At 37.8% G+C, this 14,752-nt stretch carries 13 protein-coding genes and 1 tRNA gene; 7 read left to right on the forward strand and 7 right to left on the reverse strand.

The window, feature by feature from the left end; all coding sequences use genetic code 11:
• Window positions 1-63: 63 nt before the first annotated feature.
• From ATC1_RS11325 to ATC1_RS11335, 3 genes are all read right to left on the reverse strand, one after another.
• Window positions 64-1,083 carry a LacI family DNA-binding transcriptional regulator gene (locus tag ATC1_RS11325; protein ID WP_152024303.1) on the reverse strand — a complete coding sequence of 340 codons (1,020 nt, stop codon included), beginning with the start codon at window positions 1,081-1,083 and terminating at the stop codon, window positions 64-66.
• A gap of 445 nt (window positions 1,084-1,528) precedes the next feature.
• Entirely contained in the window at window positions 1,529-2,458 is a 930-nt protein-coding gene (locus ATC1_RS11330) for an AEC family transporter (protein WP_062282083.1), read from the reverse strand.
• 183 nt (window positions 2,459-2,641) lie between these two features.
• The gene (locus tag ATC1_RS11335) at window positions 2,642-4,480 is read right to left on the reverse strand and encodes an ASKHA domain-containing protein (RefSeq protein ID WP_062282086.1); all 1,839 of its coding nucleotides are present in this window, start codon (window positions 4,478-4,480) and stop codon (window positions 2,642-2,644) included.
• Window positions 4,481-5,083: 603 nt separating this feature from the next.
• Between ATC1_RS11335 and ATC1_RS11340 the strand changes: the two genes are divergently transcribed.
• The gene (locus tag ATC1_RS11340) at window positions 5,084-6,340 is read left to right on the forward strand and encodes a nickel-dependent lactate racemase family protein (protein WP_062282091.1); all 1,257 of its coding nucleotides are present in this window, start codon (window positions 5,084-5,086) and stop codon (window positions 6,338-6,340) included.
• 133 nt (window positions 6,341-6,473) lie between these two features.
• Here the strand turns inward: ATC1_RS11340 and ATC1_RS11345 are convergent, their stop codons facing one another.
• The 4 genes from ATC1_RS11345 to ATC1_RS11360 form a co-directional block, all read right to left on the reverse strand.
• The gene (locus tag ATC1_RS11345) at window positions 6,474-7,865 is read right to left on the reverse strand and encodes an ROK family protein (RefSeq protein ID WP_062282094.1); all 1,392 of its coding nucleotides are present in this window, start codon (window positions 7,863-7,865) and stop codon (window positions 6,474-6,476) included.
• Between the two features lie 731 nt (window positions 7,866-8,596).
• Window positions 8,597-8,668: transfer RNA gene (locus ATC1_RS11350), tRNA-Gly, on the reverse strand.
• A gap of 129 nt (window positions 8,669-8,797) precedes the next feature.
• On the reverse strand, window positions 8,798-9,661 hold the full coding sequence (locus ATC1_RS11355) for a fumarylacetoacetate hydrolase family protein (RefSeq protein WP_062282098.1): 864 nt from the start codon (window positions 9,659-9,661) through the stop codon (window positions 8,798-8,800).
• A gap of 82 nt (window positions 9,662-9,743) precedes the next feature.
• Complete coding sequence (locus ATC1_RS11360; RefSeq protein WP_062282101.1) at window positions 9,744-10,313, reverse strand: hypothetical protein; 570 nt, start codon at window positions 10,311-10,313, stop codon at window positions 9,744-9,746.
• Between the two features lie 130 nt (window positions 10,314-10,443).
• Between ATC1_RS11360 and ATC1_RS11365 the strand changes: the two genes are divergently transcribed.
• From ATC1_RS11365 to ATC1_RS11390, 6 genes are all read left to right on the forward strand, one after another.
• Window positions 10,444-11,610 (forward strand): cysteine desulfurase family protein, encoded by a 1,167-nt coding sequence (locus ATC1_RS11365; protein ID WP_062282104.1) that lies wholly within the window; start codon window positions 10,444-10,446, stop codon window positions 11,608-11,610.
• Window positions 11,607-12,701 carry a tRNA 2-thiouridine(34) synthase MnmA gene (mnmA, locus tag ATC1_RS11370; protein WP_062282107.1) on the forward strand — a complete coding sequence of 365 codons (1,095 nt, stop codon included), beginning with the start codon at window positions 11,607-11,609 and terminating at the stop codon, window positions 12,699-12,701. The genes ATC1_RS11365 and mnmA overlap by 4 nt, the downstream gene beginning before the upstream one ends.
• The gene (locus ATC1_RS11375; protein ID WP_062282109.1) at window positions 12,698-12,958 is read left to right on the forward strand and encodes a hypothetical protein; all 261 of its coding nucleotides are present in this window, start codon (window positions 12,698-12,700) and stop codon (window positions 12,956-12,958) included. Before mnmA ends, ATC1_RS11375 begins: the two co-directional genes overlap by 4 nt.
• A 13-nt stretch (window positions 12,959-12,971) precedes the next feature.
• Window positions 12,972-13,187 carry a cold-shock protein gene (locus tag ATC1_RS11380; protein WP_062282112.1) on the forward strand — a complete coding sequence of 72 codons (216 nt, stop codon included), beginning with the start codon at window positions 12,972-12,974 and terminating at the stop codon, window positions 13,185-13,187.
• Between the two features lie 428 nt (window positions 13,188-13,615).
• Complete coding sequence (locus ATC1_RS11385; protein WP_062282114.1) at window positions 13,616-13,879, forward strand: autorepressor SdpR family transcription factor; 264 nt, start codon at window positions 13,616-13,618, stop codon at window positions 13,877-13,879.
• A gap of 6 nt (window positions 13,880-13,885) precedes the next feature.
• Complete coding sequence (locus ATC1_RS11390; protein WP_062282117.1) at window positions 13,886-14,554, forward strand: SdpI family protein; 669 nt, start codon at window positions 13,886-13,888, stop codon at window positions 14,552-14,554.
• The last annotated feature ends 198 nt before the right edge of the window (window positions 14,555-14,752 follow it).

The following is a 14,752-nucleotide window of genomic DNA, read 5'->3' on the forward strand; positions in this document are numbered from 1 at the left end:
AATTCTCCATTGATTTTCTCGGAATGAGATCCAATTTTCTTTATTATGATTTGTAAGAATTATTCAGGGTGTCGGAGCAGGACCGGTAGAATATCTTAAGGTTAATGGTGCATCAATTTCCATATAACCTTCACCTTTTTCGTAATCGCCCATATTCATACGATAGACTGTTCGCATAGCTAATGCTCCAATTTGTACTTTTGGAGGCGAAATCGTAGTTAATGGCGGATTGGTGTGGGTTGTCAGATAAATGTTATCGATACCGATTACAGATATATCTTCAGGGACTCTCAGTCCTTTCATGCGTATAGCTTTTAAAGCGCCGACTGCAATCAGATCATTGTAAGCTAAAACAGCGGTTGGTCGTTTTGATTCCGGGAGTGTCAATAAAGAAATCATTGCTTGAAAACCGCCTTCAACGTTTGGAAAACTGCCGGGACAAAGATCAGGCTCCAGATTGAGATTAATCTGAGCCAAGGCATCCTCAATGCCGCTTCTTCGATTAAGAGAGGTGTCGCTCTTTGATGGACCTGAAAGATAAGCGATTCTTCTATGCCCTAAGTTGATGAGATGCGTTGTAGCCTGGAACAAGGATTTGTGATAATCAACTGTAATGCAGCAAATCGATGGATCTTTAACGTACCGATTGACAAGTACTATTGGCAGATTGCATTGATGGTAAAAGTTCAACAAACGTGCATCGGATATTCTAGAGGCGCATAAAATCAATCCGCATAAATTAAAATTTCCTATGGATCGAAATGTTTCCTCTTCGAATTGTACATCTTCATTCGTTTCAAAAATTTGCACACCATAATCGAGAACCTTTGCTTCGCTTGTAACACCGCGCATTATATCTAAGAAATACGGATTCGAAAGATCAGCCACAAGGAGACCGATCACATTGGAGAATTCACGATGATGATTGCTTCTTTTGGGAAATTCAACACCTAATTTTTGCGAAGCTTGTAATACTTTCTGTTCCAATTCATAACTGACAGCGGCATTTCCTGTAACCATCCTGGAAATCGTTGATTGGGATACACCAGCTTCTTTTGCAATTTCCTTCAGTGTAATTTTCATAAAACCTGTATAAAAAATTTCAGACAATTTCAGAAATTTTCTTCATACTTATTATAGCAAACCACCCTGAATTATTGATGTGACTTTTGTCACAGATCCGTCATGAATTCAATTTTTGCACCGGCTAATTGCTTATGTTTTGAAATTATTTCAATCATAAGAAAGGAGGGCTTCATGAAAAATTTCATGAAATAATTAGAAATATTCTTTGATGACACCATATAATTCGTTCAGTAATTCGGAAGTTGGAGCAGTTAATCGAAATTTTAAAAAAATCCTATTGGGGTAAGAAAAAAATAATAATCATGCAGTTTTTTATGGAGAGTAAAAACTGCACGATTATATTTAATTCTTAGTCCTCATTTATTGAATAATTTTGGAATATAGCGATTCTCCATATCGATTTTGAAAATTCTGACTAAATTTCAAATTGGAGATTCTCGTCTTATGAAAATAACGAAGAAAGACCGATCATTAATACTGGAAGCCACAGGAGCGCAACAGTTGTTGTACTGAAAATGCTGATTGCCGCAAAATCAGTATCCTTGTCAAAGGCTTTTGTAAAATTTACCATCGAAATTCCGGTTGGCATTGCTGCATCCAGGATGACAAATTGTTTCATCAATGGTTCAAGAGGAAGAAACCATACGATTCCAAGCAGTATTAATGGCGAGAGTACCATTTTAATCAGAATCAAATACCAAATTTGGGAGTATTTATGTCCGGCGAATGTCTGGATTCCTGCCAATTGGGAACCACACATGATTAAAGCAAGCGGAAGTGTAATTCTACTGACCATTTCAAAAGCCGGCGAAAAGAAATCCGGGATTTTTAGACCAAGTATTCCAATGATCATTCCAAAAATTACAGCAATAATATTCGGTTCTTTGAAAATAGCAAAAATGTTCCCTTTATGATCTCTTTGAAAAAGCGATGGCAGCAGTATTAGGAAGAATGGAATTGATCCGCCAAAATCATAAAGCGTTGCAGCGACAATGCCTTGCGGTCCATAGAAACTTGCCGCGAAAATCATTCCAAAGAAACCAGTATTTCCCATAATCGAACATAATCGAAAAGTAGACTCCCTTTCAGGACTGATATGGAAAAATCTTGTCAAAGGTTTTGAAAGAAAATAAAGGATGATTAATAAGATGAAATTAACGAGGAAATAAATAGGAGCCGAAAATACATATGCACGTGTCATATACGAACTGGCTGCCTGAAAGAGATAAATTGGAAAAAGTATCTTTAAGAGAAAGCGGGAAAAATCAATTGTCGCCTGATCATTAATAATTTTCTTTTTTCTAGATATATAACCGACAGTAATCAGAAGGAATAATGAAAATGTTGTCTTGAAAATTTCGAAAAATTGCATAATTTTTTATTTTGACCTTTTATCATCTGATTTATTAAACACTCATCAAATCTCCAGCAATTCCAAATATGGAAAGGAATGCTTGTTGTTGTGGCGTTTGTACGCTTCGTGAAAAAAAGCCACAACAACAAGATCTCCTTATTTTTCTCGTACGAGAAAAATAATTCGAAACACTGGCGATTATCAGAGATGCATCCAGGATATTAGAGTATCATTGAAATTTGGATACGTGGATAGTTCCACATATGTTATTCGTTGTGATAGTTCTTCACAACGTTTCCTGATTTCTGTGGAACGCAACATGGCACAGGCGCCAGTCCCTGCTGCATTCCCTACTTGTTGAAATTTTTCCGGGTTGATATCAGGGAACATGCCGACGATTACTGCACTGTTTACGTTGAGAAATGTGCCAAATGCGCCAGCGACTATAAACTCTTCAATCTGATCGGACGTGATACCTGTTGTTTCGAGAAGAATCTCAATTCCTGTGCGAATGGCGCTTTTTGCTAAAATGATCTCATTGATGTCTGCCCGGGTAACCGTGATCGCTTTTCCAGTGGTGGATTTTTCTTTTGAAACAACTACGAACTCATAATTGCGTTCTGCTTTTTGTACTCTCGGATCTTCTTTGTTGAAGTTTCCACGTGCGTTGATTATTCCCGATTTTCTTAATGCTGCAACCATGTCCAAAATTCCCGAACCGCAGAAACCAATAGGCGGTTGATCAGAAATCGTTTTTATTTGAAAAACGCCATCAGAGATTTGAACTCTTTCGATTGCTCCATCTGCAGCTCTCATTCCGCAACTGATGTGTGCTCCTTCAAATGCTGGACCGGATGCGCAGGAACAGGAAAAGATTTTCCCTTGGTGAATTAAACTGATTTCCGTATTGGTCCCAATATCGATTGCAATTCGAGTTCGATTGCATTGGTCACTGTTGGTTCCGATCAGCATAGCGATATGATCAGCTCCCACATAACCGGCAATATTTGGAGGAAGATAGACCCCGGCCGCAGGCGAAATTTTTAAACCGAAATCCGAAGCGGAAAAATTCAGCGCTTCCGACACTGCTGCGACAAATGGATATCTCCCTAACTGTCCCACCGGTAAATTACAAAAAAAATGGTGAATGGCTGTATTGCCAACAAAAACCGTTTCTACAATTTGATTTGGAACGACATGTATTCCTTTGCATAAATCACGGATCAGCTTATTAATCGTATGAATCAGATTTTTTTGTAAAGCTTCTCTTCCTTCAGGATTGATATTGGTATAAGCGATTCTACTGATGATATCTTCACCGTAACTGATTTGCGGATTCATTTCCCCTTTTTTTAATACTATGAATCCGGTTTTCAGATCTATTAAATAAGCAGCAATTTTCGTGGTGCCGATATCGACAGCAAGCCCGAGCGGAATTGCATTTTTTGGCAGGACCGCAATGACTTCCTGATTTCGTAGTATCAGTTGAATATCCCAATGCAATTCCCGTAAAACATCGGATATTGAATGAAGTAAGCGGGGGTGTATGCATGAAATATTAATACCGGTTATAAGCAAGGCTTTTTTTATTCGGACAGTATCTGCGCATGAATCTAAAATTGAAGGTTCTTTAATTTGGAGATGAACCGATTGAATCGGACAGGTCTTTTGTGAAAAAATCGAAAGAAATCCTTCGCCTTCCAATTGAAGTCTTTGTTCTGTGCTTAGTGTTGATGGCGGAATTTCGATTTTTAGATCAGACAGTGGATGAATCTGGCAGGCCAAACGCATTCCATGTGCAAAATCTTCATCAGAGAGACGGGCTCGTTCTGTTTCCGTGATCGGCGAAAGTTCCCCTTTTATAATTCGAATCTTGCAAGATCCGCAAGTACCATTACCACCGCAGAATGCGACAAAACGAATTCCAGCTGATTGTGCGGCGGCAAGAATTGTCTGTTGCTGGATTCCAGTGGATTTTAATCCGATTGGCTGCCATTCAATGACATAGATCGGAGTGTCTGATTTAGAAAGAGTACTCATTCTGTTGCAATTTGTCCTCCCTATCGATTCAAAATTGGAGAAATAATTGAAATTTAGAGATTGTTATTGCGCACTGAGCGTCAACAACACAATAACAAATCACTCTTCTCATATTTCGAATTGCTGATATGTGTTTTTCGAATTACTGGCTGCAAATAATTGCGATAAAATATGTTATATTGTTTCTAATCGTGAATAACAGGTTGAACGATAAAATTCCCTCCTAAGGAATCACTCAGCCTGTATTCTATGGAGGAAACTATGTTGATTATCATGGTTTCCTCTCTTTTTTCTGAGAATATAACAATTCGAATTTTCCAGAGTATTTTTTTTTGTTGTGGTGTGTTCCAGTGAAGTGTAAAAAATCACAATAAAAAGTTTTTCTTCTTCATTCGAATAGTAAGTTCCTATTTCGTATTACAGCTGCAGCTGTTAATACCTGACACAATCGATTATAAAGCAGTAAAACCGATATTATCCAGAAATTCGAAATTTGAAACAAAATTAGTTTCCCTAATCATAAAAATCACTGAGATTCTTTTTTTTTCGCTTTCTGGGAGAAATTTACTGATTGACTTATCCTAATAATTTAGGGAGAGAAAAATGAAATACTCACTTCTGTATGGAAAGGGAAAACTGGCATTTGATTTGGATGATTCAATTCATGCTGATATCATATCGACAAAGAATGTCCCTGGCATCTATCACCCTGAAGCTGAATTGATGAAAGCTTTGGAAAACCCAATCAGCACTGTGCCACTTTCTTCATTGATCGCTAATCCACATATGACCGTTGGGATAGTCTTCAGTGATATCACACGCGCATCACCTTCAAAAATCATGCTTCCTGTCATATTGAATCAACTGAAAGCCATTCCCAGAGAAAACATCAGATTGTTTAATGCATTAGGAACTCACAGAGCAAATACCGAAGATGAGTTACGAAAGATGCTTGGAGAAGAAATTGTTGAAAATTTCCGGATCATTCAAAATAATAGCGATGATATGGAAACTCAAATATACCTTGGAGATGATTCATTTCATCATGAAATCTGGATTAATCGAGAATTTTATGATTGTGATCTAAAAATATTGACTGGCTTTATCGAACCGCACTTTTTTGCTGGTTTTTCTGGCGGAGGAAAAGCAATTATTCCTGGAATGGCTGGGTGGAAAACGATTTTTGCCAATCACTCCAGAGATATGATCACCCAACCTAATGCAACATGGGGAATAACGGATGGAAATCCATTCTATGAAGAGGTCAATGAAATCATCCAACGATGTGGGCAAATATTTCTGGTAAATGTCACCACAAACAATCAGCATGAAATCACTGGTATTTTCTGTGGTGATCCGGTATCAGCACATGATGCGGGATGCAGATTCATGAAAGAAACATCCATGTTTCAAGTTCCTGAAGCGTATGACATTGTTATCACGTCCAATTCTGGTTATCCTTTGGATCTAAACTTATATCAATCTGTAAAAGGAATGAGCGCAGCTGCAAAAATCGTTAAACCAGGCGGTTCAATCATCATGGCAGCGGAATGCTGCGAAGGTTTTCCTGATCATGGAAACTTTAAACAAAGATTGTTTCAGGAAAAGAAAGTTGAAGATTTATTTGAATGGATCAATTCACCCCACCCAACAGAGCAGGATGAATGGCAAGTAATCATTCTTTCTGAAGTTTTACGGAAGGCAAAAGTATTTTTTTATTCGGATGGGTTGGATGATGAGAAGATGCGACAAGCATTTTTGACTCCCATCCACTCAATTTCTGATGCTGTGAAAAATATCCATCCTCATGAAAAAATCTGTATTTTACCGGAAGGTCCCTTAACGATTCCTTATTTGTAATTGGAGAAAATGATAAGTTTGATGAGAAATGAGATTATAAAGATCTTGTGTTGATTTTACGCTCCAGGGAAAATCAACACAAGAATAAATAAGCCTTCTGATTCTTTTTAAATCGCTAAGATCAATCGCGATTCTATGGTTTCTTTATTATCGGCAAACTGGCAGCAGCGACTGACTGTCCTATCCTACGGCTTTTTTCAGATGGCAATGAGATATTGAGCTTTAGAGTCGGATATTCTGTTGACAATACTTCTTTCGTTTTATTCAGGATAATATTGCCACCTTCACCCGAAACGACTCTTCCAAGCAGAAGAACTTCATCCGCATCATAGAAGATACGATAAAGTTTCATTGTATATCCAAGCCAAACACCGATCGTTTCAAAGATCTCTGCAGCTTTCGGATCTTTATGTTCCATCAATGCTTGCACAACTTTTAATTTTTCTGCTGGTGTCGCGTTTTCAGGCAGATTGATACCTGCTGCATGGCACAATTTAATGACACCGTCCTGACTGAAGTATTTAACTCCGCAGCCAATATCTCCTGACCACTCATCCATAGTAGCTTTCGGAGATAAATCAACCGGGGTAAAGGCGAATTCATTCAACCAGCCTGTTATCTTCCCAGCGGGATCGACATAACCGCCCGCTTCACTGGTTCCCATAGCAATTCCCAGAACGCCATTTTTTTGCAAACTCATAGCTCCCGCAAGCGCGGTTACATCACCGTCATTGGCCACAACAATCGGAATATCAGGACCAATCGCTTTTGCAGCGTTAATGTAAATATTCTTGATCGTTTTTTGAAAGTCATCGTCAGAGACTTTTAGAAACAGTGATGCCACTTTTGTTTGATTATCTACATAGATTCCTGCAGAAGAGACTCCAATCGCATCAACACGCGGCATATGCGCAGCAGCTTTTCTGAAAGAATCAAGAATTCCCTCATAATGGTATGATGGATCAGAAGTAATTTTTGGATTCCAGACAGTTTCTTCACTGAAAACAGGCTCGCCATCAATGACTGCTGATACTTTACGATCACTTCCTCCTGCATCAAAACCAATTCTGCATCCATCCAGATTTCTTCCAATCGAAACCGAATTTTGATTTGTTTTTGGCCTTTGTTCATAATCGCAGTAAACAACTTCAAACGGGCGGTCATATACTTTGCTCATGAAATTCGCATCAAAGCTGCGTAACCCGGTACTGGAATAAACCTTTGCAATATATTCCCTGATCTCTCTGCTTCCGCAGACATACAGCCGGAATCCTCCTCGCGCCCAGAGGAAAAATTTTACGATCCGTTCAACATAGAGATGATCAGCTGATCGATAAGCTTCGGTGCCATGAATAAATGTTTCAAAAACCTGGATTTGCTGATTCTCTCGTTCCAATCCAATGGCAAACGGGAGTTTGGCTGTCTTTAAATAACTTTCGATGAATGGGGCAAAAGGTAAAAAATCCGGATCGAGTTTTGGCTGATACTGATATTCGACCTGAATACCGAAAACATCTTTTTTCATACAGAAACCTCATTCTAAAATAATCCCTCCAAATTGCCAAGGAACGGAAAATGGAAGGTGAAAAGACCGATAGTGTAATTCTACTATCAGATCATCCCATCATCAATCAAAGGAAAATATATGGGTGATTCTTGGAACAATTACGCTGTTCGAATTCACAAATTTGAAATATGGGGAGAATTCATTGTGGTTGTGATCTGTATGCTCGAAGGGCAAAAAATCACCAAATTTTGAATTATTTGTGGTAAATAAAATGATCTGTCGAAAACAGATCATTTTATTTTGTAGACTAACGATATATATGAAACAAAAAAAATGAGTAAAAACCTCTGGAAATTTCTTATATTTACGTCCAATTAGCCGTTTGATAAACGAAAAAACCGAAGTTAATCTAATGAAAAGTTAATTAAACAGTACCTGTATTTTTCTCTTTTTCATTTTTCAGTTTTCGTTTTTCCTTAATGGTCAATTTTGGCTTTTTTCTTTCTTCCTTTTTCCCTTTATCTTTTTTTCCGGAATCGCCCATAATTTCCTCCTTATAAAGCATTTATTTCTAATGATTACCTCGAATTTATGATTTAGTCATAAATCCAAACGTAATTATAGTGTATAAACATCATGATAATCAATGGTTTCATGTACTTAAAAAAAGTATCTTGAAGATTCTGATGGATCGACTGTATAAAATTCTTTCAAAAAATATTTAAAAAATTGGAAAATTGTGAAATATGAGCGGGAGACGAGATTCGAACTCGCGAATATTAGCTTGGGAAGCTAATGCCTTACCACTTGGCGACTCCCGCTTGACGAGAAAAAATTATATCATAGGATTCGAAAATTTATGAAGCAGTTGATCTTTTTTTTTCACTGGAAAAAACACTGGTTCTTGATTAAAAAATCACAGTTTTTTCTATCAGACCGAATCCCTTGAATTACGCAATTGTATTTGACAGAGTACCTAAATTTTCTATTGAAATACGGATTCTATCCCCTGATTTCAGCCAAACTTGTTCCGATTCCGGATAACCCAGGATGACGCCTTGTGGTGTACCGGTGAAGATGATATCCCCCGGTTTCAGTGTCATATATTGAGAAATGTAACTGATGATGTCAGCACAATTAAAAATCATATGTTTGGTGTTGGACTGTTGACGAATTTCTCCGTTTACTTCACAGCAAATATCGAGTTGATCCGGATTAATTTCGTCGGCGGTGACCAGATAAGGTCCAATGGGAGCAAAACCGTCACACGATTTTCCGATCAGCCATTGGCTTGTGCGCATTTGAAGATCCCGCGCACTCAGGTCATTCCCGATTGTATATCCAAATACATATGAGAGCGCATCCTCTCTTTTGATATTCTTTCCTTCTTTTCCGATAACGATGACTAATTCTGCTTCATAATCATATTTTTGTGCTGAATTCGGAAGCGTGATTTTCTCTTTGTGCGCTGCCAACGCGTTGTTAAATTTGCTAAAAATGACCGGAAATTTCGGGATTTCCATTTTCGATTCTTTAATGTGATTCTGATAATTCAAACCAACGCATAAAATTTTTTCGGGATGGCAAATGGCTGGTGCAAAATGCAAAGTTTCTTCCGGAATCGCTGTTGAATGATTTACCAGGATTTCCTCAATAAAAGGCCGAATTTCTCCCCAGGATCGAATAACCTGTTCAATGGGAAAGTGATCCAACGAATTCTTTTTTTGATCATTATTTTGAATGTCGATGATTCCATATTCTGTCTTTATACCTAAATGGATCTTTTCACCGGAGTAAAAATTTAAAAATTTCATATATTCCTGTCCTGTCTTTCGGTCTTTTATTGGCAATTATTAATCGTAGCAGCGAGTCAGAGAAAGTGATATCCTAGAAATTCTAAAAACCGTTCAACCCCTTTTTATCGGTAAGAATTCCACGAATCGTCAGATCATTAAGGAAGGGATGAATGTCAACTTTGCTGACAAAACGCGGTTTGTCTTTTATATCGATAAAAATACCCATAATTTTCTTATAACAAACTCCCTGATTATTCAGCGTATAAAAAAGGTCGCAATCGTTATAAAATGCTTCTCGTCCAGGTTCAATGATTGAAATATCAGGACGTTTCAACTTGTGATCTTCTTCATACAAGGTCTTTTCAGTTCCATCAGACAGCACAAAACCTGTCCGTAAAATTTCGACGGGTATATGGTTTTCATTTCGAATATATAGATCAAAGGTTACAAATCCTTTTTTCTTAAATATCTGATGCGTAACATCTTCAATTCGAGTGTGAAATTGCAGAACAGATTTTTCTCGTTTGAAGGAACGAATAAGAATTCTGACGATCGAAATCAGAATCATTAATGCGGAAAGAAGGAAACCGATTACTCCGAGAAGATCAGCTAAATCCAAAGATGATACCCAATTAGAAATTTCCTGAAAAAAGATGCCTATTTGATCCATAACAGTCCCTCCGGTTCAAATAATTATAAAGCGAAATCTTGCTGCAAATCATTAATTCGACTCTTTCGATCCACAGACTCCGGCAATATTTTTTTCTAAGAAACTGCAAGCAGAGATATAATTCTTGATTATGCCTGATATATCCAAATATTTTGATTATGCAGCTACAACACCTGTTCATCCGGATGTAGTTAATGCAATGAGCCCTTATTTTTCGGAGTGTTTTGGAAATCCTTCTTCTGCGCATCGTTGGGGTCAAGATGCATTTACAGCTGTCGAAGAAGCTCGAGAGAGTCTGTCAAAACATTTCCATACAAACCCCGAAAATATATGCTTTACCGGATCATCAACTGAATCTAATAACACAGTTCTGAATCATTTTGTTATGTCGTATTGGAATGAAAATCGAAAACCCGGACATCTCATTATTTCTCCGTTAGAGCATAGTGCGGTAGGACAAACTGCACAGCATCTGCATGAGGCTGGTTTTTGTGTTTTGGATTATCTTCCAGTTGACCATCACGGTATCGTAAATCCAGATGATTTATCCTGGATGATTCGAAAGGATACTGTTCTGGTTTCCGTCATTTATGGAAACAACGAAATCGGCAGTGTCAATCCAATTCCGGATTTGGGTAATATTTGTAAGACGAAAAATGTGCCGTTTCATACTGACGCCACACAATTTGCGGCTCATCAACTTGTGGATCTGCAAAAACTGCCGGTTGATTTCATTAGTGTTGCTGCGCATAAATGTTATGGACCTAAGGGAATCGGAGCATTAATAAGCAATTCGAAAATTAACATAATGCCGTTGATTTTTGGAGGACGCCAGGAAAAAGCGCAGCGGGCAGGAACACATAATGTGCCATATATTGTCGGAATGGCAAAAGCATATGCCTTATTAGAGGCTGAATGTGATAACAGAATCCATGCTGAAAAGCGCCATCGAGATCGTATTTTTGAACAGATTTCGACAAAAATACCGGATGTTGTGATAACTGGTCATCCAACAAATCGATTGTCAAATCATACGAGTTTCGCTTTTCGAAATGTTGATGGATTATCGCTTCTGGCTTTATTGGATCAAAGCGGCTTTGCTGTTTCGATTGGTTCTGCCTGCAGGTCAACATCAATCAAGGGACAGCAACAGCTTCGGAATATTGGATTGGATAATGAATGGACGAATGGCGGTCTTCGGATAACTGTCGGGGCTTTTACAACGGATGATGCTGTTGATGAATTAACTGAAACCCTGGCGCGCTATATTTCTTTTCTTCGAAAGAATACCAGATGAGCGAATCATTGGGGAAAGTTGTTGTCGGAATGAGTGGCGGTGTAGACAGCTCTGTCGCAGCTCTGCTGTTGAAGCAGCAGGGTTATCAAGTGATCGGCGTGATGCTGAAGCTGTGGTCTGAAGAAGGATTCGGCAGGGACAACCAGTGTTGTTCATTAGAATCTGCGCAACAAGCAAGAATTATCGCCTCAAAAATTGGAATTCCATTTTATCTTCTTGATGCCTCTAATCAATTCTACAATTCGGTTGTAAAACCGTTTGTTGATTCCTATTTATGCGGTCAAACACCGAATCCCTGTTCGTTATGCAATCCTTTGGTTCGGTGGAAAATGCTTCTGGACTATGCCGATGCCATCGATGCTCAATTTGTATCAACCGGACATTATGCGCGCACAAGCATTGATCCAGACAAACGAGTGCATCTATTTCGCGGTGTAGATTCACAAAAAGACCAATCCTATATTATCAGTCGCTTGAATCAAATTCAATTACAACGTTCCATCTTCCCGCTGGGTATTTATACAAAACTGGAAATCCGAAAAATTGCAGCTGAATATGAATTACCCTCAGCATCGAAACCGGACAGTCAGGATATTTGTTTTATTGGAGATGGCGATTATCGAAATTTTCTCAAAAGAAATTATGGGAGTCTCATTCAATCAGGAAATATTGTCGATCAGCAGCATAATATCCTTGGCATTCATCCCGGGCTGCCATTCTTTACAATTGGTCAGAGAAAGGGATTGAAAATCTCAGCTCCGGAACCCTATTATGTTTTATCCAAAAATCCTGAAAAAAATGAAGTACTTGTTGGAAAGAAAAATGACCTTCTTATTAATCAGGTTCTTATCGATGACGTCAACTGGGTATCTTGTATGCCGATTCACAAACCGATTCATGCGTATGCCCAATTTCGCTACAAAGCAGTGCCCAAATTGGTATCTGCTGAAATCCAACCGGATAATAGGCTGAAAATTGGTTTAGAAGTGGCTGCAAATGATATCGCTTGCGGACAGATTGCTGTATTATATAATGAAGATAATGAAGTCATTGTCAGCGGCAGAATTATACAAACAGAGAATCAATTATGACTTTTCCTGCGATCATTTTTAGCATTATTATTTCATCACTCTATGCGACAATCTACCATTTTATTCTGGGTGAAAATATTTTCCATTTGTTTGTCTATGTCGTCGTTGCAGTTGGGGGGTTTTTCATCGGGCAATATTTGGATACTCTCCTGAAATTTCATTTTTTTCAGATCGGAACCATTAATTTTGGAACCGGATCGTTTTTCAGTATATTTCTTTTATTACTAAGCGGATGGATCAGTCGTTCAATAAAATAAAATGGAGTTACATATGGAAGAAAAAGTCTCAGGTACTGTAAAGTGGTTCAATTCAAACAAAGGATTTGGTTTTATCACGGTTCCAGAAAAAGGTGATATTTTTGTTCATTATTCGGATATTCAATCAGAAGGTTTTCGAAATCTAAGTGAGGGACAGGTTGTAGATTTCAATATAGAAATTGGTAATAAAGGACCAAGGGCTAAAAATGTAATTGTGCGAAAGCCATAAAATTATCCCTTTTATCATAAATGGTTTTTCGAGACTTTGAATAGCTGATCGTTGCTCCAAGTATCCCTGATTCACTTTTTTGAGGGATTAATAAACGATGTTTTCGTTTGCTTTTGCTCACTGGTTCTTGTCTCGTTTCATTCGCGGTTGTGTGCAAATTCAAATTTCTTCAATAATTTCGTAGTTTTAAAAAGCAAAATTGAACAATTATTTCCAGCAATATGAAATGAAGAGGGGATTCTTTGTTATTGTGATGTCTTTGCGTGAAGTGTAAAAACATCACAATAACAAGTGTTCTCACTCTATTGAAAAGCATGTTCAAATTTCAAATTGCTGCTTCTATTGACAAAAAAAGTAAGCGTGGGTATTATATTATATAATTAGATAATTATATAATTAGAAATAAATCTAAATAATTGAGGACTCATATGAATGATGTGTGGGATGCGTTGACTGATCCTACAAGACGCGAAATTCTGATGATGCTGAAAAAAAATGATATGAATGCGGGTGAGATCGCCGAGAAATTTGATATATCCAAACCTTCCATCAGCCATCATCTGAATATCCTGAGAAATGCCGGTCTTGTCCGATCAGAAAAACATGGACAAAACGTAATTTACACCATTAGTACAAGTGTCTTGGAAGATGTAATGAATATTCTTGCCGTTTTGATCGAAAAGAGGAAATAAACGAAAATGAAAAAATGGATGATTTATCTATGCGGAATCAATACAGTTGGTTTAGCTGCAGCGATTTTTCTTAGTGAAAAAGAAATTGTTCCTACTCATTTTAATTTTTCTGGGAATGCGGACGCATGGGGCAATAAATGGACATATCTTCTTTTTGCTGTGATTCCTATCGGTATCGAATTGTCATATCAATGGCGTAATCGAACAATGAATCAAAATGATATGATTCTGGACAATCAAAAAATTGAGCGAAAATTATTATCGATCATCACTCCAATGTTTATCGTTTTAGGAGGTATTTTCACCTATACGGCATTATATGGAAACGGGATTCTTGGCAGTTTCAAGTACTTAATTCCAGCTCTACTTGGCCTGGTGATCGTTGTAATCAGTAATGACTTTGGGAAAATTGTGCAAAACCGAACGCTTGGAATCAAAGTGTATTGGACATTGCATGATGATACCGTATGGAAAAAGACCCATCGATTGGGAGGATATTTGGGTGTAATCGGTGGATTATTGCTGGTCGTTACAGGCATTGCAGGTTATATCGTACAGAATGCAAGTGTCCTTGCATATGGTTCAGGTATCAGTATGATCCTCGTTGTAGTAATCCCAATTTTCTATTCGTGGCGTTTGTATACAAGACTCCATCCCAAAGGAAAAAAATCCTGAGTTCGATTTTTTGTACATCGAAATTTAGGAATCTTTATGGAAACAACGAGGAAAATTGACACATCGTTTTTTTCCATAGAGGGAGAATAAACAACACTTTCTCAAATAATCCTTCTCATTTTCGAATCGCAGTTAAGCTGTAAAAAAAAATCGGCATAAATTGTTTGCCGATTTTTTTTACAGAAATAATTCTTTGAT

Source organism: Flexilinea flocculi, assembly GCF_001192795.1.
Taxonomy (GTDB): domain Bacteria; phylum Chloroflexota; class Anaerolineae; order Anaerolineales; family Anaerolineaceae; genus Flexilinea; species Flexilinea flocculi.